19 protein-coding genes and 1 pseudogene are annotated in these 25,277 nt (G+C 42.8%); 4 read left to right on the forward strand and 16 right to left on the reverse strand.

Annotation, left to right across the window (positions count from 1 at the left end; translation table 11 throughout):
* Positions 1 to 15 precede the first annotated feature (15 nt).
* The 9 genes from BSR11_RS06320 to htpX form a co-directional block, all read right to left on the reverse strand.
* The gene (locus tag BSR11_RS06320; protein ID WP_072669600.1) at positions 16 to 543 is read right to left on the reverse strand and encodes a DUF3833 domain-containing protein; all 528 of its coding nucleotides are present in this window, start codon (positions 541 to 543) and stop codon (positions 16 to 18) included.
* On the reverse strand, positions 540 to 1,127 hold the full coding sequence (locus tag BSR11_RS06325; protein WP_240004047.1) for a hypothetical protein: 588 nt from the start codon (positions 1,125 to 1,127) through the stop codon (positions 540 to 542). Before BSR11_RS06325 ends, BSR11_RS06320 begins: the two co-directional genes overlap by 4 nt.
* The gene (locus BSR11_RS06330) at positions 1,102 to 1,605 is read right to left on the reverse strand and encodes a DUF2878 domain-containing protein (RefSeq protein ID WP_072669601.1); all 504 of its coding nucleotides are present in this window, start codon (positions 1,603 to 1,605) and stop codon (positions 1,102 to 1,104) included. The genes BSR11_RS06325 and BSR11_RS06330 overlap by 26 nt, the downstream gene beginning before the upstream one ends.
* Complete coding sequence (locus BSR11_RS06335; protein WP_072669602.1) at positions 1,605 to 2,843, reverse strand: SAM-dependent methyltransferase; 1,239 nt, start codon at positions 2,841 to 2,843, stop codon at positions 1,605 to 1,607. The genes BSR11_RS06330 and BSR11_RS06335 overlap by 1 nt, the downstream gene beginning before the upstream one ends.
* Positions 2,843 to 3,625: a DUF1365 domain-containing protein gene (locus BSR11_RS06340; RefSeq protein WP_072669603.1), complete on the reverse strand. Its 783-nt coding sequence runs from the start codon at positions 3,623 to 3,625 to the stop codon at positions 2,843 to 2,845. The genes BSR11_RS06335 and BSR11_RS06340 overlap by 1 nt, the downstream gene beginning before the upstream one ends.
* On the reverse strand, positions 3,625 to 4,902 hold the full coding sequence (locus BSR11_RS06345; protein WP_072669604.1) for an NAD(P)/FAD-dependent oxidoreductase: 1,278 nt from the start codon (positions 4,900 to 4,902) through the stop codon (positions 3,625 to 3,627). The genes BSR11_RS06340 and BSR11_RS06345 overlap by 1 nt, the downstream gene beginning before the upstream one ends.
* Before the next feature lie 12 nt (positions 4,903 to 4,914).
* Complete coding sequence (locus BSR11_RS06350) at positions 4,915 to 5,640, reverse strand: SDR family NAD(P)-dependent oxidoreductase (protein WP_072669605.1); 726 nt, start codon at positions 5,638 to 5,640, stop codon at positions 4,915 to 4,917.
* Entirely contained in the window at positions 5,637 to 6,116 is a 480-nt protein-coding gene (locus BSR11_RS06355; protein WP_501207395.1) for a nuclear transport factor 2 family protein, read from the reverse strand. Before BSR11_RS06355 ends, BSR11_RS06350 begins: the two co-directional genes overlap by 4 nt.
* 130 nt (positions 6,117 to 6,246) lie before the next feature.
* Complete coding sequence (htpX, locus tag BSR11_RS06360) at positions 6,247 to 7,110, reverse strand: protease HtpX (RefSeq protein WP_072669607.1); 864 nt, start codon at positions 7,108 to 7,110, stop codon at positions 6,247 to 6,249.
* Positions 7,111 to 7,411: 301 nt separating this feature from the next.
* Here htpX and BSR11_RS17270 point away from each other — a divergent pair, with 301 nt between their 5' ends.
* A complete protein-coding gene (locus BSR11_RS17270) occupies positions 7,412 to 7,579 on the forward strand; it encodes a hypothetical protein (protein WP_004395053.1) in 168 nt (55 codons plus the stop codon).
* A gap of 72 nt (positions 7,580 to 7,651) precedes the next feature.
* Here the strand turns inward: BSR11_RS17270 and metE are convergent, their stop codons facing one another.
* A complete protein-coding gene (gene metE / locus BSR11_RS06365) occupies positions 7,652 to 9,943 on the reverse strand; it encodes a 5-methyltetrahydropteroyltriglutamate--homocysteine S-methyltransferase (RefSeq protein WP_072669608.1) in 2,292 nt (763 codons plus the stop codon).
* Between the two features lie 257 nt (positions 9,944 to 10,200).
* Between metE and metR the strand changes: the two genes are divergently transcribed.
* Complete coding sequence (metR, locus tag BSR11_RS06370; protein WP_072669609.1) at positions 10,201 to 11,112, forward strand: HTH-type transcriptional regulator MetR; 912 nt, start codon at positions 10,201 to 10,203, stop codon at positions 11,110 to 11,112.
* 38 nt (positions 11,113 to 11,150) lie between these two features.
* Here metR and BSR11_RS06375 read toward each other — a convergent pair whose 3' ends face one another.
* Together BSR11_RS06375 and BSR11_RS06380 are read right to left on the reverse strand one after the other, a co-directional pair.
* Complete coding sequence (locus BSR11_RS06375) at positions 11,151 to 11,345, reverse strand: DUF4250 domain-containing protein (RefSeq protein WP_040904231.1); 195 nt, start codon at positions 11,343 to 11,345, stop codon at positions 11,151 to 11,153.
* A 91-nt stretch (positions 11,346 to 11,436) separates the two neighbouring features.
* The gene (locus BSR11_RS06380) at positions 11,437 to 12,114 is read right to left on the reverse strand and encodes an HI_1241 family integral membrane domain (RefSeq protein ID WP_072669610.1); all 678 of its coding nucleotides are present in this window, start codon (positions 12,112 to 12,114) and stop codon (positions 11,437 to 11,439) included.
* Positions 12,115 to 12,309: 195 nt separating this feature from the next.
* Here BSR11_RS06380 and BSR11_RS06385 point away from each other — a divergent pair, with 195 nt between their 5' ends.
* The gene (locus BSR11_RS06385) at positions 12,310 to 15,072 is read left to right on the forward strand and encodes a M16 family metallopeptidase (RefSeq protein ID WP_072669611.1); all 2,763 of its coding nucleotides are present in this window, start codon (positions 12,310 to 12,312) and stop codon (positions 15,070 to 15,072) included.
* 212 nt (positions 15,073 to 15,284) lie between these two features.
* Here the strand turns inward: BSR11_RS06385 and BSR11_RS06390 are convergent, their stop codons facing one another.
* Positions 15,285 to 17,765, reverse strand: coding sequence for a bifunctional diguanylate cyclase/phosphodiesterase (locus BSR11_RS06390; RefSeq protein WP_072669612.1), 2,481 nt, complete (start codon positions 17,763 to 17,765; stop codon positions 15,285 to 15,287).
* A gap of 290 nt (positions 17,766 to 18,055) precedes the next feature.
* Here BSR11_RS06390 and BSR11_RS06395 point away from each other — a divergent pair.
* Positions 18,056 to 20,224, forward strand: a pseudogene (locus tag BSR11_RS06395) (YgiQ family radical SAM protein); the annotation flags it as partial.
* A gap of 115 nt (positions 20,225 to 20,339) precedes the next feature.
* Here BSR11_RS06395 and BSR11_RS06400 read toward each other — a convergent pair.
* The 3 genes from BSR11_RS06400 to BSR11_RS06410 all read right to left on the reverse strand — a co-directional run bounded on the left by BSR11_RS06400 (position 20,340) and on the right by BSR11_RS06410 (position 25,105).
* On the reverse strand, positions 20,340 to 22,208 hold the full coding sequence (locus BSR11_RS06400) for a methyl-accepting chemotaxis protein (protein WP_072669614.1): 1,869 nt from the start codon (positions 22,206 to 22,208) through the stop codon (positions 20,340 to 20,342).
* Positions 22,209 to 22,510: 302 nt separating this feature from the next.
* The gene (gene serC / locus BSR11_RS06405) at positions 22,511 to 23,605 is read right to left on the reverse strand and encodes a 3-phosphoserine/phosphohydroxythreonine transaminase (RefSeq protein ID WP_072669615.1); all 1,095 of its coding nucleotides are present in this window, start codon (positions 23,603 to 23,605) and stop codon (positions 22,511 to 22,513) included.
* 237 nt (positions 23,606 to 23,842) lie between these two features.
* A complete protein-coding gene (locus tag BSR11_RS06410; RefSeq protein ID WP_072669616.1) occupies positions 23,843 to 25,105 on the reverse strand; it encodes a DUF945 family protein in 1,263 nt (420 codons plus the stop codon).
* Between the last annotated feature and the right edge of the window lie 172 nt (positions 25,106 to 25,277).

The following is a 25,277-nucleotide window of genomic DNA, read 5'->3' on the forward strand; positions in this document are numbered from 1 at the left end:
TGTTGATGCGCCCCGTTACTGCTTTTGAAAAAACAGGGTAATTTTACCAACTTCAATGCCAAATTTTTTAATTTTGGTAAGGTTGAACATGTGACGATCGTCTTGTCGATACATCCAATCATCAAACAGTACTTCAATATCTCGACTCTCGGTACTCAATAAAAATGAGTAACGCCAGTGCAATGCATTACCGACTTCTTTACCTCGAGCTTGACCAATAATATCGTCAGCTTCACCGCGATATTCACCCTCTCCGGTACGAGTGATCACCCAAATACGCTGACTCTCCTCACCATCGTCGAAAATAAAGTCTTCGACTAAAGTCAGCACATCCCCCTCTACCGAGCCTTCGATCAAGACTTCAAAACGTCGTGTTTGTTTATCGGTATAATCTTGCACCATCCCCCAAGCGTGGGTTGTGCCTGTAAAATAGTTGAACAGATCAAACTTTGGCTCTACATCCTGATAATCATTGATGTCTGTTGAACAGCCGACCAACACCAGTGCAACACTTAACCAAAGAGCTTGCCAATACTTTTTCATCCGCGCTTTCCTACCAGTTGATTTCTTAATCTAGGGTAATCACTCCGTGGTGATAACCAAATAGCCAAAAATGCTTCATTCATCTGCGGATCGGTTATCTCACCACGAACGTGTTTATCTGTTGGTGTTGGAAAATACCACAGCTGTCCATGTTGCCCGTCAGAGACATACACCAGACGCTGTTCGCTTTCCACCGTTGGAAATAGGTGGCTTAATTGACCCATCCATGACTCAATGTTTTTTGCAGAGTAGCCAAGCTTTTGCCACTGCTTTTCGGTAGCTTCTAATAGTTGTTCACGACGAATCGTACGTAAGTAATGGATCTCTAAAGCCAGAGGATGAGTCGCTACTTCTTGACCGGACTGCTTCTGGTACTGACCATCTGGTGAACGCAGCTGGGAATGATAAACATCCCAAAATAACCACGACAGCGTAGCCTGTCCAACCACTGGCCAATCACGCCAAGCATCCCGCATTTCTGGTTGCGGTTTATCCACTTCTGCTCTCAACGGAAGGGGCAACATCATGACGAGCAAAAGCGAAATACGCATAACCCGTTTATATACGCTGAGCATTCCTTGCATGATTAAATACCTTTAATAAACACCATGTGAGCCCCGACCATTGGATAAATAAAATGCCCATTACGGTCAGAACCGTCCATTGAAAATCCACGGCCGCAAATCGATAACCCGCCCAATAGCTGACCGCGCCACCTAAACCACCTAGGATAATGATCCAGCGTGATGAATAATGCTGAATAGCTGGGATAAGCAATCGAGCGTACCAAGCAAAACCACACCATAGGATGACTAACCAGAGTGGGATCGGATAATCGGAGGGAAAGATAAACACTCCGATAGCACCATTAATTACGTCCAATAATACACCTGCCGCAGCGAGCAGTATTACTTGAAAAAGCGAGGTTAGCTGGGTATATGCCATACTAAGCCAAGCGATGATCACCAACATCAATGTCAGCCATTGCCAATCGGTTTGGCCCCAGACAGCACTCCACCAAATAACTTCGAACAGTAATGAAGGCAGCAACAGTCCACGCATCAGGCGCCCTTTTGGAAGGTCATATGAATCGTACTGATTGTCCGGGCCTGAAAACCGCCTTCGCAGTAGCAGAGATAATAACGCCACATACGAATAAATCGCTCATCGTAACCTAACCGTTGTACCTCTGGTAATGCCGCTTCAAAGCGCGAACGCCAATCGGCTAAGGTATGGGCGTAATCTAGCCCAATATCAAAAACATTGCGCACCACCAGATTACTAAACCGAGTTGCCATTTGAGTTAAAGCGGTAATCGACGGTAAAAAGCCACCAGGGAAGATGTATTTTTGAATAAAATCAACATTATTACTGTAATAGTCATAACGTTGATCGGTAATGGTGATCGCTTGAATCGCCATTAAGCCTTGCGGTTTCAATAGCTGATCACACTGTTGGATATAAGATTTTAAATAGGCCTTACCAACCGCTTCAATCATCTCAATAGAGACTAATTTATCAAACTGCCCCGTAAGCTGACGGTAATCTTGTTTTAATAAGGTAATTTGATCGGTTAAACCCAGCGACTCAACTAATGCCTGTGTGTAGGCAAACTGCTCTTCAGAAATGGTCGTCGTGGTGACCTTACAACCATAAGTTTGTGCCATATAGATCGCCATCGCTCCCCATCCTGTGCCAATTTCTAACACATGATCAGAGGCTTGCAGCTCTAGCTGCTGACACAAACGCTCCATTTTATTCAATTGAGCTTGCTCTAAACTGTCATCACTGTTTAGATAAAGCGCGCTAGAGTAGAGCATTCTTTTATCTAAAAACGTTTGATACAGGTCATTACCGAGATCATAATGCGCTTCGATATTTTGTTTGGCTTGGCCAAGAGAGTTACGTTTTAACCAATGGCCTAATTGATTGAACCAGCGCATCACAACACTGCTTTGTGCTTCCAGCTTATCGAGCGCAGCTAAATTCCGTGCCATTAATTCCATCACCGCAGTCAGATCAGGACTGTCCCACCAGCCATCCATGTAGGCTTCTGCTGCTGCAATACTGCCACCCTTGAGTAAACGAGCATAAAAATGGGGATGTTTCACCTCTATCGTCGCGTGAATCTGCCCCTCTTGAGCCGGACCGAACTGCTCAATACCCACTTCATTGAATGATTCTTTAATGGTTAAACAGCCAATTTGCATTAGGTTAAGAGACTTGAATGCCATTGCCCTCGCCCCTTTTTGTAATACAGACAGCGTTTTAGGCATAGCCAAAGAAGAAGAGTGTGACATTAGCGTTTCTCCTTATTATTTTTGTTGAGTGACGATGAGCCTGGATGAGCATAAAACGGCGCTCCTTTCATCCATAACTTCAACGCATGCCAATAGATCCCCACCATTACTTTAATCGTCATAATTGGTGTTTTGATTAATAGTTTTAACAACTGAGCAGAGGTAAAAGGCTGTGCTTTTAAAGTCAGTGTCGCATCAAATTCTTTATGCTGACGATGGCACTCCAAATGCACCATTAAGCCTTGATTGAGCGGTTTGAGTTTCCAAACATACTGCTGCTCAATCGGGTTAAAAGGCGAAACATGAAAAGCTTTTGCATGTTGCCAATACTGATTATCGACCCCAGCCTCTGCCGGTAACGCATAGTAGTGACGCTCATTCCACGGTGTATTACTCACCTCTGCCAATAAATAGCGCCACTCTCCTTGTTGATCATACAAGTAATAAAAATTGACTGGGCTAAAATAGAGCCCGAGGTAGCGCAAATGGACCACAGCTAGGACTTTACCATCGATGTGCTGACCAGTAAGTTCATGAACTTTTTCTTGTACCGCGGCTTTCAAATCGCCTTGACCAAGATAATCTTGACGACGAAAACGGGCCCAATGCCACCATTTTTCACCCAGTCCCCACACTTTTTTTTGCAGCTCAGGCCACTGATCTAAGTCAATCGCGGGCATAAAAAGTGGATACGTCAGCTCGTGCGTCACTGGCGATAAACGCCGATGACGCACATGGCCAACCATCAACGAACTGCTTACTCCGCTCTCTTTACTGTGCATTACGCCGCTCCTTGCTGAGCGATATCCGGCTGCGCACTAAGGCGAGTGACAACGTCTAATGCGCTTTTCACGCCATCTTCATGAAAACCGTTATGCCAATAAGCGCCACAGAACCAAGTGTGATTGACGCCACTGATCTCTGCTTTGCGTTGCTGGGCAGCAATCGCGGCACGGTTAAATACCGGATGATGGTAAGTAAATTTACGCAGCACTTTATTAGGATTGATATTTTCACTGCTATTTAAGGTGACACAGAACGTTTCCGAGCTGTTAATATGTTGAAGTATGTTCATGTTGTACGTTAAAGCTGGTAAACGAGTCTCTTGATCAGCCTCACCTGCTAAACGATAGTTCCACGATGCCCAAGCCGCTTTTCGCTTTGGTAGTAAGCTGGTATCCGTGTGTAAAATCACTTCATTGGCTTGATAACCCATTGCACCGAGTAATTCACGCTCAAGATGATTAGCATCCGATAATAAAGCTAAGGCTTGATCACTATGACAAGCAAAAATCACCTCATCAAAGTGTTCTATCTTGCCATGCACTTGCAGTTCAATACCTTGTCCGCTCCGTCGCAACCACTCAACAGGAGCATTGAGACGAATCTTATCGCGAAAACCTTTGGTTAACGGTTCAATATACGCTCGAGAGCCACCTTCAATCACATACCACTGAGGGCGATCCGTAATATCTAATAGGCCATGATTGAGGAAAAAACGCAAAAAAAACGTCAGAGGGAAAGCACGCATATCGGCCAATGAAGAAGACCATATCGCCGCCCCCATCGGTAAAATATAGTTTTCACAGAAATAACCCGAGAACTGATGATGATGCAAAAATTCACCAAGAGTTTGAACACTATCTTCCGCATCATGAGCCGCCGCTTTAGCCAGTCGATTGAAACGCAAAATTTCGCGAATAAAACGATAAAAGCTTGGCTTAAACCAATTACGCTTTTGAGCAAACAGAGTCGTGATGGTATGACCATTATATTCCAATCCATTGGCATCATTACGCACACTAAAACTCATTTGTGTTGCAACGCCACGTATACCAATTTCATTCATCATTTGTATGAAATTTGGATAAGTGCGATCGTTATATACGATGAACCCCGTATCAATCGCATAACACTGACCGTTTAGTTCAACATCTACTGTAGCGGTATGCCCACCAATATAATCATTCGCTTCAAAAATCGTTACATCATGCTGTTGATGCAAATAATGCCCACAAGTGAGCCCTGATACACCACTTCCAATAATGGCTATTTTCATTGTTCTGTCCTTCTATGCGCCAACCAATCGCTTGACAATAGCGTGCTGCCAGCGGTAAGGCAGTGCTGCGATTAAACGAATTATCCAAGTAAATACCGCAGGGAAATAAATGCTCTGTTTACCTTTCGCCAACCCTTGTCTAATAGCGGCAGAGGCTTGTTCAACAGTAATGATCATTGGCATCGGAAAGGTATTTTTATCGGTCAGAGGGGTAGCAACAAAACCTGGAAAGATGGTAGAAACCTCTACCCCTTTCATCTGCCAATCTAATCTTAACGTCCGAGCTAAGTAGTTGACCGCCGCTTTTGAAGCACCATAAGCTTCTGCCCTTGGCAGTGGAAGTTCACTAGCAATAGAGCCAACAAAAGCCACTCGATGCCCTTGAGCTAGATAAGGTTGAATGCCCTCAATACAATGCGCGATACCCAGAACATTCACCTCAAAAACGCGGCCTAATAATGCAGAGTCCATCAGGCCATCATCGATGTATTCACAACTTCCAGCATTAAGAATCCAAAGCGTTGGAACCACCGGCAAGGAAGATAAAGCGTCGATTGTGGCCTGACGATCAGTGACATCGGCGATCAGAATTTCAATTCTTGGGTATTCAGCTTGTAATCCCTGCAATGCCGTCAAATTGCGCCCACAGGCAATGACCGACCAACCTTGTTGCGCATAATCTTTAGCAAGCTGCAAACCTATGCCTGAACTGGCTCCGGTGATCAAGACACTATTCATTGGCCTAACCTCCGTTTCACTGCACGAACTAAGCTACCTAGCAGCGGTAATTGCTCGTAGAGCATTTCACCGAGATCAAAATAATCTCGATGATAAATGACTTTATCATCTTGAAATTTAATCTGACTCATACCCTGGACATCAATTACTCGACCACTGGCAAGCTTAGGATGCTGTAAATGCATCGTCCAGACGAGAAAAGCCGTTTGTTCAATTTGATGTTGTTCATGGATAGTAAATTCACATCGCTGTACATTCTGATAAAGGTTAATAAAGTAATCATGCAAGCTTTCTAGACCTTCAATACGGTGTGCAGGATCAGCAAAAACCACTTCTTGATGGTAGATTTCTGGCAAACGATGCAAAGTATGCTTACTGAGCTGACAATAGAATTGACCAACCGTTTGAACATCCATGTGTAACCTCGTAGTTATACAAAATAATTTTTCGTACAATGTAATGATAAGATAGTGCATTTTATAAAGTTGTACAAAAAAAATTTTGTACAACTTTATAGATTAAGATACGACATGAAGAGATAAAACGATCAATTGCGAGAAAAGAAAAACCAGCCCGAAGGCTGGTTAGTCAATGATAAATAATAAATTAAGAGTTACGCAATGCGGCAATACGTTTATCTAGCGGAGGATGACTCATTAGTAACTCCGTCACGGTACGCTTACCGTTAATACCAAATGCCATCATCGAACCCTCTAACTGCGACTCATGACTCATTTTCAACCGCTCTAAAGCGGCAATCATTTTGTGTTTACCGACCAGCTGAGCCGCCCCGGCATCAGCATGAAACTCACGATGGCGGCTGTACCACATAGTGATAAAGCTGGCTAAGAAACCAAATACCAATTCAAGAGCAATGGAAACGCCAAAATAGACCATGGTGTTACTGCCCTCGCCCTCATCTGAATTTCTCGAAGCGACAATATTGGCGATAAAACGTGACAGGAAAATAACGAAAGTGTTCACAACGCCCTGCATTAATGTCATGGTCACCATATCACCATTCGCAATATGACTGACTTCATGAGCCAATACCGCTTCAGCTTCATCTCTTGTCATATTGTGTAGCAGACCCGTCGATACGGCGACTAACGAGTCGTTACGCTTTGCGCCTGTAGCAAAAGCGTTCATATCTGGCGCATCGTAAATAGCCACTGTTGGCATACCAATACCGGCTTGCTGCGCTTGACGGCTGACGGTTTGCAATAACCAATGCTCCATCTCATTACGTGGCGTTTCAATCACTCTGCCCCCAACCGAGCGCAGTGCCATGCTTTTTGACATAAGAAGTGAAATAAATGAACCACCAAAACCAAATACCGCTGCCAAAACTAACAAGCCAGACAAACTGCCATGCTGAATGCCGGTTGTTGCATAAACGATATTCAGAACAACACTGAGCACCAGCACAACAGCTAGGTTGGTTGCTAAGAATAAAAATACTCGCTTCATTACTTCTCTCCAAATAGGATGTTTTGATTAATTGTACCGATGATACCGTTCATATATCAGCCAACTTTTACTTTTATATAGAGATAGTGTTATCGATTTAATATTCAAGGTTAAGTGCTAAATTGCAACATTTAATGTCCGAGAAATTAACCAACAGATCCGATCAGTAAAAAGTTAGACTTTGGTCTTATTGAGAGGCGTAGTTAAAGCGATTAGATTGATCTAAGTCAATGGCTATACGCAAACTATTTGCAGATTCAGCTAAAAAGCGGGTATGTCACAACAAGCAAAGGAAACTATCATGGCCGAAGTCAATAGCTACCAAATGGCAATCGATTTATTATGTTGTCATCTAGGATTAACCGTTGAAGAAGCAAAACAACAATTGGGCATTACCACTCAGCCAACCATGCAAACCCCAGTGAGTGATATCCAACAATCGCTACTCGGTTTATCACAAGATAAATAGTCACCGTTCTCAAAAAAGCCGCCAATCGGTTCAATTCGAATAGCGGCTTTTTGTTTTGATTGTACTTCGATGTTAAACGTTAGCTTGCCACTCACTGCGCAAGGTTTTCGCCGCTAACACCAAGTTGGTCAATGCGGCTTCAACTTCCGGCCAATTACGCGTTTTTAAACCGCAGTCTGGATTCACCCACAAACGTTCTACGGGGATTTTTTCTGCGGCTTTACGCAGTAAATCTTCTATCCATTGTTGTGCAGGGATGTTGGGTGAATGAATATCATACACACCAGGGCCAATCGCATTGGGATAACTAAACTCCTCAAAGGCTTTAAGTAGCTCCATATTTGACCGTGATGTTTCGATAGTGATCACATCTGCATCTAATGCTGCCACCGCATCGATAATTTCATTAAATTCGCTGTAACACATGTGAGTATGAATTTGTGTTTCTGGACGAGCCACCGCCGCAGAGATCTTAAAAGCATCCACCGCCCACGACAGATACGCTTGATGATCGCGTTTTTTCAGCGGCAAGCCTTCACGAATCGCCGGCTCATCAATCTGAATAATATTGATGCCCGCATCTTGCAGATCGGCAACCTCATCACGTAAAGCCAGTGCTAATTGCTGAGCTATCTGCTGACGAGAAATATCTTCTCGTGGGAATGTCCAACATAAAATGGTCACAGGCCCAGTTAACATCCCTTTCATCTGCTTGCTGGTTAATGACTGAGCATAAGTCGACCAACCTACTGTAATTGGCTGCGCTCTTTCAATATCGGCAACCACAATCGCTGGCTTAACGCAGCGCGAGCCATAACTCTGTACCCAACCAAATTGCGTAGTTTGAAAACCAGCGAGATTTTCCGCAAAATATTCCACCATATCATTACGTTCAGCTTCGCCATGTACTAATACATCTAAGCCTAATGCTTCCTGACGCTGCACCGCATCAGCAATATGCCCTTTAAGCGCTTGCTCATACTGCGCTTGGGTTAATTTCCCTTGTCGATAAGCGCTGCGCTCAGCACGGATATCACCCGTTTGTGGGAAAGAGCCAATTGTGGTGGTTGGTAGCAATGGTAAACCTAACACTTCTTGCTGATGATGCGCTCGTTCACTGTATGGCGCACTTCGCTCCGTCAGAGCTTGATCAATACTATTGACACGTGCTTGGACTCGAGGCTTATTAACATGCAGGGCACTTTTTCGCTCGACAATCGGTAAACTATAGGTATCACAAGCTAAGATCGCCGCTTGATCGCCATCTAGCGCTTTCGCGAGTAAAGCCACTTCGGTAATTTTTTGCTTGGCAAAAGCAAACCAGCTGCGCACTTCGGCAGATAAATGAGCTTCTAACTCGAGATCTACCGGGCTGTGCAATAAAGAACAAGAACTGGCTAGCCAAAGCTTATCGCCTAACTGTTCTTTTACCGGTTGTAATAAGGTCAATAATGAAGCCAAATCCGCTCGCCATACGTTGCGACCATTAATGACTCCTGCCGATAACACCCAATCTTGAGGTAGCTTGTCGATGACGTTGTTTAATTGTTGGGGCGCAGTTGAAAGATCGATGTGCAAACCATTGACTGGTAATTGAATAATGTTATCTAACGTATCGACCACCGAATCAAAGTACGTGGTGAGTAATAGTTTTACCTCCCCTTGTAGCACTTGATAAGCTAATTTAAATGCATCTTGCCATTTTGGCTCTAACTCAAGGGCTAGAATCGGTTCATCAATTTGTACCCACGTCACCCCCTGTTTGGCTAATTTAGCCAAAATAGCTTGATACGCCGTTAATAGTCTCGGTAACAAACTCAGGCGATCAAATCCTTCTTCGACCTCTTTCCCCAAATATAAGTAGCTTAATGGCCCAAGTAATACTGGTTTGACTTGATGGCCAGCTTTAATCGCTTCATTGACTTCATCAAACAGCTGCGGCCAACTGACTTCAAAACTATCATCAGCACTAAACTCTGGCACAATATAGTGATAATTGGTATTAAACCACTTGGTCATATCCGAGGCCGCACTGCCACTGCAACCACAGCTATTTTGCGATTGACCACGACCGACACGAAATAAGGTATCAATATCTGGAAAACCATCACGATGACGCTTAGGCACATGACCAAGTAATAAAGTGGTCGTTAACACATGATCATACCAAGCAAAATCACCAGCCGTGACAAAACTTAATCCTGCTTCTTTTTGCCATTGCCAGTTTTGTTGTCGAATGTCACTGCCTAGCTGTTGTAATTGATGTTGCGTTATCTCACCTCGCCAGTATTGCTCTAAAGCGAACTTCAATTGACGTTTTTCGCCGATACGTGGGTAGCCTAGAATATGAGTCGTCGTTGCCATGGTCGTTATCCTTTTGATCATTGATTTTGTCAGACACCGCCACACTAAAAGATGTCTGGATGTCCAAACTATCTCGCTAATCAATCACTGACACAATCGCCAATTATTCAACTTGTTTATTAATTAAATTCATATTGAGACTTGATAACTTCACTTCTTTAAATAACAAATGGCCATCTAGATGTTTACAGCTCCAAAAAAACAACGTAAGTTAAATAGTAATAGACAAAAATAAAGATAAAAAATGACGGTGGCGCATGATAGAACTTAAACATTTAAAAACCTTAGTGTCGCTGCGTGAGACAGGATCGCTAACCGCAACCGCAACCAGTCTCCACTTAACGCAATCGGCTCTATCGCATCAAATCAAAGATCTCGAAGCACGGATTGGAGGACAACTATTTTTGCGCAAAACACGTCCGGTCCGTTTTACTTCTGAAGGGAATATTCTGCTTAAGGTCGCTGATGAAGTGCTACCAAGGCTGGCAAAAGCTGAAAATGAATTGGCCAGTCTAAAAGAAGATGTTAATGGCCGATTACACATGGCGATTGAGTGCCATTCATGCTTTCAATGGCTGATGCCCGCGCTACGTGAATATCAAATTGCTTGGCCGAGCGTTACTCTCGATTTTTCTTCTGGTTTTGGATTTGAGCCTCTCCCTGCATTATTGGCAGGAGAGCTTGATTTAGTGATTACTTCAGATATTTTGCCTCGCTCTGAAGTACACTATGAACCGCTGTTTGATTTTGAAATGCGTCTTATAACGGCAACCAATCATCCACTAGCCGATAAAGCGTTTATTAGCGCGCAAGATTTAGCCGATCAAACCATGCTGAGCTATCCGGTACAAAAACAGCGCTTGGATGTCGTAAAGCACTTTTTACAACCAGCAGGAATTGAACCAGCAAAATGGAAACAAGCCGATAACACCCTGATGTTAGTGCAAATGGTCTCTGCGGGATTAGGCGTTGCGACCTTACCGAATTGGGCAATCAGTGAATTTTCCCGTCAAGGCTTGATCACCAGTAAACCGTTGGGAAATGGCTTGTGGCGCAGGCTATTTGCCGCAACTCGTCACAGTGAAAAAGACAAACATTATCTGCAAGCCTTTTTTGCTATCGCTCGTCAACAATGCAAAAGCCACCTCGATGGCATCAAGATGGCTTAAAAACTGATTAATTTGTAAAAACTAATAGGTTTGTAAAATTAGACCGCTTTAAACTGGTTGGTGAGGGGGTCGTATCTAAAACCCAAGTTCTGTAGCTTACCAACCACGTGTTCTTCATTCATCTCATACATGGAAACTAATTCGCCCAAGCTATCACATTCAAGCCGAAGCTTTTCATTTACAATACCGAGTAAAATAGCATCGTCAAGACGGCTCACATTGCTTAAATCCATCATCATGCTCCTCTATCATCACACGCCTTATTAACAAGCTTAGTCGTAATTAGCGGAATGAAAAGTGAACCGTCTCGCGAAACTCTGCCAATTATAAATAAAGATGATGGAAGCCAGTCGCAGCGGCCAAAAGCAAGCCTTGGGCAACAATCAACTGTCCTTTGTTCACAGGTTTCACCAATAATAAGTGCCAACACCAAGCAACAATCCCTATTACTAGCAATAAAAAACTGATTAATAGAGGCTGAGTCAATGCTGACAAAGATGGCGCATCGAGTTGATAGGCATAAGGAACAATACAGAGTGTTGCGATCATCGCTGACACAATACCCACCACCGGTAATAAACGATGAAAAGCTTGTAGACGTGTACGAGCGATCGTCAGTAAAAGATGCCCCAATATTGCGCCTAGTAAAAAGATCAAACTGAACAAAGACAAGCTGGCAGACACATTGACAGCATCAACAATCAAAATCGCAACAAAAGCTAACGCTAAACCATCAGCCAGATACATTACCCACAACGGCCCTTCTTGACGTGTTTTTTTAGTTTGTACCTGCGAGTAAAAATAAAGCAAAGCAAATACGACTAAAAATGCCTCAACTTTTAATGACGCAACAGCAAGCCACAGAATGGCTAGTACAGGCAGTACTTTATGTACTCGCCCTCGTTGTCCCGGACAAATATCACCTTTGACCAACACTAGCGTCAATAGTATTTGCGCACCTAACAACATAGGAGCCATCACACTCAGTAGAGAATAAAGCATAAGATCTTCGTTACGTAGTTAAAAATGGACGAGGATGATAACAAAAGCGTCGTACATCTGCCTACCTCGATGTTAAAACTGATAGTTGTATCATTCTTATTGATTCGATTCGTTATTCTCATCGAGGATCATAAATATCTAGCGCCATCATGAACAACTTCTTGTTTATAGTACGGAAAAAATCATGAGGTCACTATGAACACACGAATAATGGTTGGGCTAATTTCCCTTTCTTTACTGGGTTGTATCTCTCACCACCCTACTACACCTTTACAAGCCGATCAGCGATGGGTAACGGGTCAATTAGAGAATGGCTTAACCTATCATCTGTACCCTGATCATCATCAACCTGTTTCCATTCGTTTTTATGTCCATGCTGGGTCACTACAAGAAAGTCCTGAACAATCCGGCTACGCGCATTTCGTCGAACATATGGCCTTTAATGGCAGTATCCATTACCAACATAATGATGTGATTAAGATGGTGCAGCAGACCGGAGCCAGCTTTGGGGCCGACCTGAATGCATTTACTAGCTACAAAGAAACCGTCTACAGCCTAGATTTGCCGGATAACCTAGCGATAGACAAAGCATTACTCTGGTTTAGAGATATTGCCGATGGTCTACATTTTACGCCGCAAGAAGTTGAAAAAGAAAAAGGTGTGATCATGGGTGAATTTCGTTATCGAATGAGTGACGATAAACCATTTGAACAAAAATTTTATGAGCAATTAATCGCAAAAACGATTTATGCTCAACATGATGTGTTAGGAACACGAGATAGTGTTCAACAAGCGACTCCTGAACGCCTAAAAACCTTTTATCAAACGTGGTATCAACCTCAATTAACAGAAATTGTCATTACGGGTAATGTCACTCTTGAGCAAGGTGAAAAATGGATTCAAGAGTACTTTGCTAACTGGCAAGCAGGTGAGACACCTCGCCCAATCCATCCAAGTAAAACAAAATTGGATACACAAGATTTTATTGATTATGTCGCGACTGGTGAACACCCAAGTTTTTCTCTGTTAATCGATCGTGGAGAACATCGTATTACCAATCACGAACAGTTAATCAATCATCGTCTAGATAATATTGCTGAACAACTGATCTCTTATCGACTTGCTGCCGAGTTTAATCAAGCCGCACAAGTTCATACTCAATTACATGCGATCAGTTATCGTATACTTGATCAACGCTATTCTCTGATCAGTGTGGCTTTTCCTTACCAACAAAGAGGCATGGTCACCGACCTTACCTTATCAACATTATCGTCACTCCGTGATTTTGGCGTCAGCGAGCAAGAGCTACTGGCGGTACTTCATTCGTACCAAGACGACCTCCTGTATGCAACTCAAAATAAGCATAATCGGTTACCCCCTGAACATGCGAATGATCGAGTTTGGGCTATCTCTAACCAAGAGGTATTATCAAGCGAACTCGACTTCCAGCATGGCCTTAAACAATTACTCAGCAAAGCTTCTGTTGAAGAGGTCAATCGTCACTTAAAACAGTTACTACGTAGTGATGCCACTATCATTATTGGTGCTGATCGACAAGAAACTTTATCCAAACTCACCAATCAACGAGGTCATATACAAAAAACCAAGCAACGCCGTGGGATAAAAACTGAAATAGCCGACATTAATCCTGCATTGTATCAACCCATACAACAAGGAGAGATTATTAGCTCACAGTCTATCAACACCGACCCTGATATTGTTCATTGGCAATTAGAAAATGGTGTGGATGCTTATTTATTAAGAACATATAGTGGGAAAAAAAAGCTGCAACTTTTTTACTCTAGCTTAGGTGGTTACGCTGCTTTACCCAATGACCTATTTTATGCAACCGATATTTCACCGACCGTTCTGATGCAATCGGGTTTGGGTGACATGAATGGAGCACAAACGGACAGCTACTTGAAACGCAAAAACATGTCGATGGCGACCTTTATTGATAGCACCTCACACTGGTTAAGATTGGAAATGAATCAAAAGGATTTAGATGAAGGGTTCGCCATGATTCACCAGTTCTCTACACGGCCAAATCTTGATCTAATAAAACTGGATACGACCAATCAGCAACACAGAGCTAACTTAAGTCAGTTTGTGGCGACGCCCCTTGGCCAACTCATTAAAACCGTTAGCCATGATTCTTATAATCCGAGCAGTGCCCATTGGTTTAGGGATACTCAAGATCAACCGACCCCGACGGCAGATCAAGTCATGCAAGTGCATCAACAACTCTTTCAGCAAGGTAACTTTACTTTGGTTATCGTTGGCGATGTGACTCCCTCGACCATCACTCCCTTATTACGTCAATATATTGCTAATATTCCACTAGCGCCAGCGCAACCACTTAGACTTACTGCGGACTATTCAACCTCCATCAGTTCACAATTAGAATTACCGATAAATACAGACAACCACACTCTGATTGTTCATCGTTATATTGCTGCTGATTCCTCAGTCAAAAGCGCAAAAACCGTGTTCCTAGAAGACATGCTCTATCGCCTAGCGACACAAAGATTATTAGCCAACATTAGAGAAAATAAAGGGTTGGATTATACCCCTGAGGTTATCCCACTCAATAAGGATAGTGAACCGAGTTCTGACTGGTCATTTATTACCACCATTGATTCAGCTTATGTTGAGCAAACACAACAAGCGGTTCAGGAAGTTATCGAGAGTTTAACGCAGCATATCAGCCAAGAAGAAGTACAAACTGTCGCGAAACAACTCATCGTAGATTTAAAACTATTACAAGATAAACCAGAACAAATGGCATCAATGCTTAGCCGCTACCTTATTCATGGTTATGGTATTGAATCGCTAATGAATATCGAAGATACGGCGAATAGCGTTCGTGCTGAAGAGATGCAGCATCGAGCAAAGCAAATGTTTGGTGATACAAGTATCAAACAAATCAGTATCATGACACCTAAACAGAGCGGTTAATCGAGTAGCCGAAGACAACACAGCGACTGACCCGAGAAACTCAAACGACTTGGAGTTGCAGATAGGTGGCAAGTAAGTTTATCCCCATGAGCATAGACATGCTACAGGATTAGGCTGAACGAACATGGTCAACACCGCTGCAGCTTCAAGTAGGAAGGGAGTAGAGCCGTCAGGCTTGTCAGGGGTATCTAGAAGAAAACGACACTAAGTGATCACAAAAACGGTTGTCTTTCTGCTAAATGCAGCAAGACATCCGTCTGAGTCAGTAAGCCCTTATATTTATCTCCATCCACCAAAACCCAAGGAAACGGGGTTTCATTACTGATTAATTCCGAGATTTTATCTTGTTTGGTGTCCGCATTAAGTTGGGTAAAATGAACTTGCATCAACTGGTTAACAGGTCGTCGCCAAATCGCAGCTTCACGCATCGTTTCCAATTCGGTTCCCATCGTCGGCGTTAAGTGCAAATTTAACGTCTCTCTCTGCACAATTCCAACACAAACCCCTTTATTGATAACTGGTAGTGCGTCGGTTTGTGTCACTTTAAAATACTTGTCAACCAAAGAAAGAGGCTCACTCGGATCAAGATGTGGTTTGCCTTTAAATAAATGGATTAAGCTGGTTTTCTTTTGTTGCTGATCAGATTTAGTATCGATTCCTACTAAGTTTTGACGATAATTTTTCGCTTGATGTAGTGACGTAAAAGGCAATGGTTTAGAAAAAAAATAGCCTTGCATATAATCGACACCCAATGACTTCAATACGGTCATTTCTTGTTCAGTTTCAACCCCTTCTGCAACAACCTTAATCCCTAGACTATGACATAAGCCAATGATCATATTTACTATTTTGCATTTATTACTACCAAGCTGAATATCAGTAACAAACTCACGATCGATTTTTAAATAATCAAAATGGCAATCACTTAAATAAGTAAACGAAGAATATCCGGTACCAAAATCATCAATCGCAACGGTTACACCTTGTTCACGCAGTGATTTTAATGCGTTAGCTTGCTTTGACTGGCTATCGAAATAAGCACTTTCGGTTAACTCTATGGTGATGGATTGTGGGCTATCGGTGTAATTTTCTATCATCTCTAAAGTGTTGGTTAATATTTGTACCGCATCCATTTTGCTATTAAAAGAGCGATTAATGGTTAATCCAATATGTTGCCCAAACAGCATTTTAATTTTGGGTAAAGCCTGCAGAGAAAGAATACCGACCGTTCTATCTAACTCGCTGATCAAGTTAAGATCCTCAGCAATACTGATCATTTCTTGAGTTGTGAATGCATTATCCTTAGTGGCTTTAAAACGGCATAATGCTTCAAACTTTACGATTTCCCAAGTTTTGGTATCGACGATGGGTTGATAATGAACCTCGAGATCCCTTTCAGAAATCGCTTTGCTCACTAAATCCTCTAAGGATTTGCGACGCTTAACTTGTTGATGTATTTCACTGTGATAGAAACTAATCGTTTTCGACTCACCGGCATGTTGCTCAAGCATCGCTTGCATAGCATGGGTGACCATTCTAGCCGGTGTTTTGGCATCTAATTCTAAAACAGACACGCCAATACGGCCACCAATCACCGTGGCATATATTTCAGATTCTTTCTTTAAGTCTTGCATGAAACGTCGAATGGCATGTTGAATTTGTCGAAAATCTGTCGTTTTTTGGCACTTAGTACATGCTAAACACACAGCATAAATATCTTTACCAACATAACCTGTCAGTTTGACTTCTTCGCTATTAACCAAGAAATTAGACAACATGACCATCTCAGCATGGCGATGCTCCGTCGAAAATTGAGGCTGAAAAACAAGCACAATTAATGTTGTATCTTCTTGATTTTCTTTCTGGTAGATACTCAGTAAATCTTTAAATTTCTCTTCCGTTGGCAATTGGGTCAGCAGATCAATTTCGCCTAATGGCATATCAGCTACTCGATAAAGGCTTTCTGACAAATCCAAAGTCATCCCTAAAAAAAATACCCGACCATCCTGTAAAGTAATTTTCTGAATGGTTAACTCTTGTGGCGAGATTTTTCCTGATGCGAGACGATTTAAAATCACCCCGCTCCAAGTACCATAATGATTAATGTCATGCCACATAGATTGATAAAAGTCGGCTGAGTGCTTTTGACTATTAAAAATACTGGCCTTTAAACCGAGTAATTCGCTTTGTTTAAAACCCGAATATTGCTCAAAATAACGGTTACACGCTAGGATTCTCGTATCCTGATCAGTCAGCATAAATCCATGATGTGTGTTATCAAAGAGGTCTTCAAATAACTTAGCTAATGCTCTTACCGAACCGAGTTTTATTAATGGTTGTATGGTTCCTTTCAGTAAAACGGCAGAAATCCGCTCAATGAAAAATTCGACATAAATTAGCGTTTTTTCAGCAATAACCAGACTGCAATTGAAATAATGACTCTCACCCGTTTCAATCACATACTTAAAACAACGCTTCATTTCAGCCGCTTTACTCGGAGTCATATAACGTAAAATATCTTTAATATTAGTCGTAGAGTGCTGCATAGAAAACAAGTGATTGAGCATTGCTTGATCACAAATAAACTCGTGAGTTTCAATGTTTAGCGACCACGCAATAGCGCTATATCCCACATTAGTAGGGTGCTTTGAGGACTTCTTCTGCAAGCATTCTTGAGAATCTACTTGTGTCATAATTATCCCAGCCTTGAGCCTAACTGACGTTCCTGAACAAGTCATACTCACCATGAAGCAATAAACTTGCACGAATAAAAACTACTTGCCTACTAATTAATGTAGACCATGTCACAGAAAATGACCCAAAAAATCTCTTAATTTGACTTCAAAAGATTTTTAACTTTTTAGTCAATACGTTGACGAACATGTTTCATTAAAAAATGGTCTACATATAACTGAGCAGGTTCCCCTAGATACTACTGATACAAGTCGTTATAATGCGCGGCTCATCTATCAGAGGTTAAAATATGCACAGCAATATCACTCCTATCCATCACTATAAAAAATACTGGGCTGAATGCTTTGGAACGGCACCCTTTCTTCCTACCAGTAAGCAAGAGATGGATGCGCTAGGATGGGATAGCTGCGATATCATTATTGTCACTGGCGACGCGTATGTTGATCACCCCAGTTTTGGGATGGCGATCATTGGCCGCTTGCTAGAAGCGCAAGGTTTTCGGGTCGGTATCATTGCTCAGCCGGAATGGCATAATAAAGAGGCTTTTATGGCTCTGGGTAAGCCAAATCTCTTTTTTGGCATCACCGCAGGTAACATGGACTCGATGATTAACCGCTATACCTCTGATAAAAAACTACGTCATGATGATGCTTATACACCAAATAATGAAGGTGGAAAGCGCCCTGATCGCGCAACCTTAGTCTATTCTCAACGCTGCCGAGAAGCTTATAAAGATGTCCCATTAGTCTTAGGTGGTATTGAAGCGAGCTTACGCCGCGTTGCTCATTATGATTATTGGTCTGATAAAGTTCGTCGTTCGGTGCTGTTCGATGCCAAAGCTGATATTTTGTTATTTGGTAATGCGGAACGCGCTTTAGTCGAAGTTGCCCATCGTTTGGCTAATGGTGACGCTATTACTGAGATGACCAATATTCGTGGCACGGCGGTTATCCTACCTGCCGCACCCGACCATTACACGATTATTGATTCTTCACGGATTGAAAAACCGGGTAAGGCGTTTGTACCGATAAATCCTTATGCGGTAGAGACTCAGTGTGAGACAAATCAGGAAAAAGAAGCCGAAGCGAAGCCAATCACCATTCGTCCTTCTCGTCACGATGCAGCAACGACAGCTGTACGTTTACCAGCCTTTGAAAAACTGAATAATGACCGGATCTTATACGCCCATGCGAGCCGCGTGTTGCATTTAGAAACTAATCCCTATTCGGGACGTGCATTAATTCAGCGTCATGGTGATCGTGAATTGTGGGTCAACCAAGCCCCAATTCCACTCACCACCGAAGAGATGGATTACGTATTTGGATTAAATTACGCTCGAGTGCCTCATCCTCAATACGGCCAAGCCAAAATCCCCGCTTACGATATGATTAAAACCTCGGTGAACATTATGCGCGGCTGTTTTGGCGGCTGTTCATTTTGTTCCATTACCGAGCATGAAGGACGTATTATTCAAAACCGCTCAAAAGAGTCGATCCTCAATGAGATGGAAGAAATTCGCGATAAAGTGCCTGGGTTTACGGGGACTATCTCTGATCTAGGAGGTCCAACCGCCAATATGTACCGTTTGGGCTGTAGCGATCCTAAAGCAGAAATGAACTGTCGTCGTCCGTCGTGTGTTTTTCCGGGTATTTGCCATAAACTCAATACTGATCATAAACATACCATTGATCTTTATCGTGAAGCGCGCAAGGTAAAGGGCATCAAAAAAGTGATGATTGCTTCTGGTGTACGCTATGATTTAGCGATTGAGTCGCCAGAATATGTGCGTGAATTGGTCACTCACCACGTGGGCGGTTATCTAAAAATTGCTCCTGAACATACCGAAAAGAACCCACTCGATCTAATGATGAAACCGGGTATGGGCACCTATAACCGTTTTAAAGAGATGTTTGAGAAATACAGTGCTGAAGCAGGTAAAAAACAGTATTTAATCCCTTACTTTATTTCTGCTCATCCGGGTACCGAGGATGAAGACATGCTCAACCTCGCGTTGTGGTTGAAATCCAATAATTATCAATGTGATCAGGTACAAAACTTCTACCCATCGCCGATGTGTAACGCGACAGCAATGTATTACTCCGAAACCAACCCATTAAAACGAGTCAAGTACAAAAAACGGGAAGAGGTGACTGTCGCTAAAGGTGAGCGCCAACGTCGATTGCATAAAGCATTACTACGTTATCATGACCCACTTAACTGGCCATTGATCCGTGAAGCTCTAATTAACATGGGTAAAAAACATCTAATCGGAGACAAAGCAACCTGTTTAGTACCCGCTGATGATGTTGAAGCTCGCACTCCAGCCCAGCGGCGTAAGTCTGGCCGCCACGGCGCGAATCGATTTGCGACCAAACATACCAATACCCAACCTGGGTTTGATGCTCTACGCAGTAATGCTAAACCTCATACGGCTAAAAATACATCATCGCCTAAAGGGAAAAATCGCACCACCAAACCAACCGCTAAATCTGCTCGCCCTTAATCGCTTAGCTTATATTGGATATAAAAAACTCAGGCAAACCGCCTGAGTTTTTTTATTAAAGGGGGGAGAATTAAACAATAAACTTGTTCATCACCGCCTCTTGACGACGAACATCTTCAAGCTGCTCTTGCATCTGTTGGTTAGATTGGCTGGCGGTATCCGATACTTGTACTGATAAATCTTTAATTTTTACCGTATTGGTATTAATTTCTTCAGCCACCAAACTTTGCTCTTCAGCCGCCGACGCGATTTGCATATTCATATCACTAATTTGCTGAATCGCTTGACGGATACGCAATAAAGCATCGTTCGCTTCGCTCGCCTTGGCGACGGTCTCTGTGGCCGTATCTTTACTTTGCCTCATCGCTCCAGCGACTGAGCTTGAACCCACTTGCAGTTGTTCGATCATACTGCGAATCTCTGTCGTCGACTGTTGCGTGCGCTGAGCAAGTGTACGTACTTCATCAGCCACAACCGCAAAACCACGACCAGATTCCCCCGCTCGCGCAGCTTCAATCGCTGCATTTAAAGCCAACAAGTTGGTTTGATCGGCAATATCATTAATGACTTTTAAAATGGTCTCGATGTTGGAGGTCGCACTTTCTAATTGCTTGACCTCTTCTACTGCTTGATCAATCCGTAACGCCAGAGAGTTAATCGCTTCCGTGGTATGCGATACCACTTCAGATCCTTGTTCCGTCGCGTTGTCCGCCTCTTGTGCTGCCGAAGCCGCCCCTTGCGCATTGCCAGCTACATTCATCGCTGTCGCAGCCATTTCATTCATTGCTGTTGCCAACTGCTCAACTTCATGCATCTGACTTTGCATTGCTTCTGTCGATGCTTGTAATCCGTGCGCCGTGGATTCAGTGCTGTGCATGATCTGTTGACCAATCTGCTTCGACTCTTTAATCAACTGCTGCAGAGTTTCGGTAAAGCGATTAAAGCCGCTAGCTAATCGAGCAAACTCATAATCGGTATTGGTATCAAGCCGCTTGGTCAAATCTCCCTGCCCAGAAGCAACATCTTGAATCGCATCATTGAGGGTGTCCAATGGACGCATTAAAATGCGGATCACAAAAGAAAGAATCAAGGTACTGACCACCAATGCCAGCAGTGAGTAAATCAACGCACTACGCCGCAAATCATCAACCGCAGCAAACGCAATGCTCTCATCCAGTAAAACTCCAACTGACCAAGTTTCGCCAGGAATGGGAACAAAACGTAATTGATAGTCTTGATTATTAATCCTCACTTCTTGTACATCACGACTGATACGTACATTCGGTAAGAAAGCCGACATTGGTTCACCATTAAAACGCGCCTCAGGGTGAGCAACCGTCGTACCATCATCAGAAACAATAAATAGATAACCGGCATCAAATAAAGAGACTTGGTTAACCAGTTCGGCAAGAGACACTAGGCTAACATCAAAAAATATTGCCCCCGAAAATTGCCCTCGATAATTGACTGGTGTAGCAATTGAGATCAAAATCTCTCCCGTAGCTGAATCGGCGTAGGGCGCGGTAATGGTTAATTTCCCTGCATTTTTAGCATCACGATACCAAGGCCGAACTCTTGGATCCCATGTTGCTCCGGGGTTCCAACTTGGGTCACTACCGACATAAGAGCCATCTTTATCATAACCAAACCCGACCAAAATAAAACTTTTCGCTAAAGCCCTCTGGCGAAGCACATCGGCGACACTTCGAGGATCAATATCGACCTGAACCAGCTCTGTGACATACTGAGCTAACGCTTTACTACCACTGAGATCTTTACTCACCGTATTGCGCACCCCACTAACAATTTCTTCGACGCTGCTATTCACTTGAGTTTCAATCTCAGAGCGCATAGTAAAATACTGTTGCGTCGACAAAAGTGTCAGCGTCAAAAGTAGCATCACGGATGACGCTGCGACTACTTTATGACTGAATTTCATGGTTTATCCCTCAAAGCAAACTATCTTCATGCATGGTTGTGCATGCTCACGTCCTTAATTGTTAGGGTCAGACAAAGGGATGACAGCAACATAACGTTACTAGGATCGATTTACTCCAACTCACTAAGGTTTGCTAAGCCATTTACACCAAACCAACTCTATTTTTATGCACTAAGTATGAACCAAGATCGCTGATTGTGCTGAACAAAACATCGATTACTATCAAATTTATCAAGAATAAAAAAACCGCAGTAAGGATAAGAGGTCTCTCACTGCGGTTTTATTTTGAAAAATAAGATAAATTACGCGTATTGCTCGGCAAACTCTTGCATAAAATCGACCAGAGCTTGTACCCCTTCTAATGGCATCGCATTGTAAATAGATGCGCGCATACCACCAGAAACCCGATGGCCTTTTAGCGAAACTAATCCTCGAGTTTCAGCCAATGACAAAAAAGTGTCATCAAGCTCAGGTTTGGCTAATTGAAACGGCACGTTCATTAACGAACGATTATCTGGATGGATGGTATTCCGATAAAAATCTGACGAGTCAATGTAGTCGTACAGCAAGGCTCCCTTCGCTCGGTTAATCTTCTCTATTGCTTGAACACCGCCTTGCTGTTTGAGCCATTGAAATACTAATCCTGACAGATACCATGCAAACGTCGGCGGTGTATTAAACATCGATTCTTGTTCGGCCAACAATTGATAGTTAAGAATACTCGGTAGCACTTCATGGGCTAAACCAAGTAAATCATCACGCACAATCACAATACAGATCCCTGCGGGCCCAATGTTCTTCTGCGCGCCAGCATAAATTACGCCATAACGAGAAACATCGATCTCCCGAGATAAAATCGTCGATGACATATCCGCCACAATCGGTTTATCCGTGATCGGCAAATCATTAATCTCAATACCATCAATCGTTTCATTGGGACAAAAATGCACGTAAGCCGCTTCTGGATCAATCACCCACTCACTGGCTGGTCGTACCGCGGTTTTGCCTTGCTTATTGATTTTTGCGTCAAACACATCGACACGACAATATTTTTTGGCTTCTTTGACTGCACTCGCGGCCCAGTATCCTGCATCAATATAGGTAGCCGTACTCGCCGACCCCAATAAATTTAGAGGGACTGCTGCGAATTGAGCTCGAGCACCGCCATGACAGAAAAGTACCTTGTAATTATCAGGAACGTTGAGCAAATCACGCAAATCTTGTTCAGCCTGTTGAGCCACTTGAATAAAAGGCTTACTACGGTGGCTAATTTCCATCACTGAGACGCCAAGACCATTCCAGTTCACCAACTCAGCTTGCGCTTTGTCCATGACGGCTTTAGGTAAAGCGGCGGGACCCGCACTAAAATTATAAATAGTGTCCGTATTCGGCTCCATGTATTGCTTGCTCCTGCTATCGAAAATGGGGAAATCATGTCAAAAATAAATAACCGCACTCACCACCCCTCCCTAAAAATGGATGCTGAGTGTTCTCGGTATACCATTTTTTTAAAAGAAGAAACAGCTTGAACTGACTGAAAATCAGCGGTTAATTATTTTTCAGTGACGGTATTTTAAATGCCTTCAAAACCGCTCCCAAAGGAAGCGGTTTAATGAAGGATAAAACAATCTTTATTAACGCATCAATAATGGCATCATTAAACTGATTAAAGGTACTTGCTTACCATTATCAAATGAGACATTACCTTGATTGATTTGAGCACGAATTCGATACCCTTGCTCATCTTGTGAAGCCATCTCCATCATGACTAGCTCATCCATCCCTTGTTGAATAAACGGATAATCTTGGGCAAATTGTTGAGAGACAAAGTTATCAAGATGTCCCGTTAAAGCCGGTAAAATCACGCTCGGATCTTGTAAAATATTATTCGTACCTTCTGGAATCGTCAGCATCCAATTGGCCGAAAAATCACCATCACCAACTTTGACCGCGAGTTGATTTAGACTCAGACTAAAACCTTGAGAAAATAGTGTTTCTATCAATGGCAGTGCTTGATTTAAAGCCTGTGCTGGCATGGTTGAGTAAGTTTGATATAGTGCGGACAATTGCTCAAAAGCTTGGCTATCAACATCGGCTAACGTGAAGTCAAACGTGGCATCATGCACTTCACCTTCATCGCTAACAACTTGATCAACCGTCAATTTATGTTGGCTAGTAAAACGTTTTTTATGGGCATCCATCGATGAAGTAAACTCATAATTGCCTTGACGAATAAGCAAAATGGATTGATGGTCACTGTCGTTGATATTCAGTTCACCGATTGACAGTGCTTGCTTGCCGAGCCAAAAGCCCACTTCTTGTTTACCATGGCCTTTTGCTTCCAGTTTAGACAGTTGCATTTTTTGACCATTGATAAAATCAATCATTACCGATGGCAAACTCAGATCATAAGTCACTTCCCCTAAAGTAGTGACCGTACCAGTCAGTTGAGCTGGCGTTAACGATATCCCTAAAGCTTCATCGTCAGGCGATTGATAATGCCAGCTACCTAACTGAACATGATAATCCGTATTACCATTTAATTGAGTCACCGTGGTCATGGTTAATGGTAATTCGGGGTATTCTGGCAGCCTTGATTGCGCCGACAAGCTGAATAATTGATGTTGAATATCGCTTTCTACTACCCACTGTGTCGGCAAACCTTCACTGATCAACTGTTGTCTGACTCGCTCATCGAGCACTGTAAATCGAGCTGAAACGTGAGAAGAAAGATAGCCACGGTCATAATGGATAAGCTCTGCGCTTACTTGCTGATTGGTTAAATTTTCTAGGCCGTGAGTAATCGCTTTCTGACCAATTTGTCCAACCGCTAAAGGCCAACACAAGACTAACACTACCGCACCACCGATAGCTCCTATTCGTTTGATATTTTGCATAAATGACTCGATTGCTTATTATTTCAAGCAGTGTAACGCAGATGATTGATCGAGCTCAAGTGGCGCATCCTTACCATCAGCGAACTCAAATATTGACGAGGTTAAGATTCTTAAACTCAGCTCTCAAATCTTTTTTGCAAAGCTTGTTACAGTAGCTTGGCTAAAATAATGA

Source organism: Vibrio injensis (assembly GCF_001895205.1).
Lineage (GTDB): Bacteria > Pseudomonadota > Gammaproteobacteria > Enterobacterales > Vibrionaceae > Vibrio > Vibrio injensis.

What these genes read in the sequence shown, in the direction of transcription:
- BSR11_RS06385 (WP_072669611.1), top strand. Translation starts at nt 12,310, where the DNA reads ATGAACACACGAATAATGGTTGGGCTAATTTCCCTTTCTTTACTGGGT.
- BSR11_RS06340 (WP_072669603.1), bottom strand. Translation starts at nt 3,625, where the DNA reads ATGCACAGTAAAGAGAGCGGAGTAAGCAGTTCGTTGATGGTTGGCCAT.
- BSR11_RS06410 (WP_072669616.1), bottom strand. Translation starts at nt 25,105, where the DNA reads ATGCAAAATATCAAACGAATAGGAGCTATCGGTGGTGCGGTAGTGTTA.
- BSR11_RS06350 (WP_072669605.1), bottom strand. Translation starts at nt 5,640, where the DNA reads ATGAATAGTGTCTTGATCACCGGAGCCAGTTCAGGCATAGGTTTGCAG.
- BSR11_RS06325 (WP_240004047.1), bottom strand. Translation starts at nt 1,127, where the DNA reads ATGCAAGGAATGCTCAGCGTATATAAACGGGTTATGCGTATTTCGCTT.
- BSR11_RS06380 (WP_072669610.1), bottom strand. Translation starts at nt 12,114, where the DNA reads ATGCTTTATTCTCTACTGAGTGTGATGGCTCCTATGTTGTTAGGTGCG.
- BSR11_RS06355 (WP_501207395.1), bottom strand. Translation starts at nt 6,116, where the DNA reads ATGCACTATCTTATCATTACATTGTACGAAAAATTATTTTGTATAACT.
- metR (WP_072669609.1), top strand. Translation starts at nt 10,201, where the DNA reads ATGATAGAACTTAAACATTTAAAAACCTTAGTGTCGCTGCGTGAGACA.
- serC (WP_072669615.1), bottom strand. Translation starts at nt 23,605, where the DNA reads ATGGAGCCGAATACGGACACTATTTATAATTTTAGTGCGGGTCCCGCC.
- BSR11_RS06320 (WP_072669600.1), bottom strand. Translation starts at nt 543, where the DNA reads ATGAAAAAGTATTGGCAAGCTCTTTGGTTAAGTGTTGCACTGGTGTTG.
- BSR11_RS06335 (WP_072669602.1), bottom strand. Translation starts at nt 2,843, where the DNA reads ATGTCACACTCTTCTTCTTTGGCTATGCCTAAAACGCTGTCTGTATTA.
- BSR11_RS17270 (WP_004395053.1), top strand. Translation starts at nt 7,412, where the DNA reads ATGGCCGAAGTCAATAGCTACCAAATGGCAATCGATTTATTATGTTGT.
- BSR11_RS06400 (WP_072669614.1), bottom strand. Translation starts at nt 22,208, where the DNA reads ATGAAATTCAGTCATAAAGTAGTCGCAGCGTCATCCGTGATGCTACTT.
- BSR11_RS06390 (WP_072669612.1), bottom strand. Translation starts at nt 17,765, where the DNA reads ATGACACAAGTAGATTCTCAAGAATGCTTGCAGAAGAAGTCCTCAAAG.
- BSR11_RS06330 (WP_072669601.1), bottom strand. Translation starts at nt 1,605, where the DNA reads ATGCGTGGACTGTTGCTGCCTTCATTACTGTTCGAAGTTATTTGGTGG.
- BSR11_RS06345 (WP_072669604.1), bottom strand. Translation starts at nt 4,902, where the DNA reads ATGAAAATAGCCATTATTGGAAGTGGTGTATCAGGGCTCACTTGTGGG.
- BSR11_RS06375 (WP_040904231.1), bottom strand. Translation starts at nt 11,345, where the DNA reads ATGGATTTAAGCAATGTGAGCCGTCTTGACGATGCTATTTTACTCGGT.
- htpX (WP_072669607.1), bottom strand. Translation starts at nt 7,110, where the DNA reads ATGAAGCGAGTATTTTTATTCTTAGCAACCAACCTAGCTGTTGTGCTG.
- metE (WP_072669608.1), bottom strand. Translation starts at nt 9,943, where the DNA reads ATGGCAACGACGACTCATATTCTAGGCTACCCACGTATCGGCGAAAAA.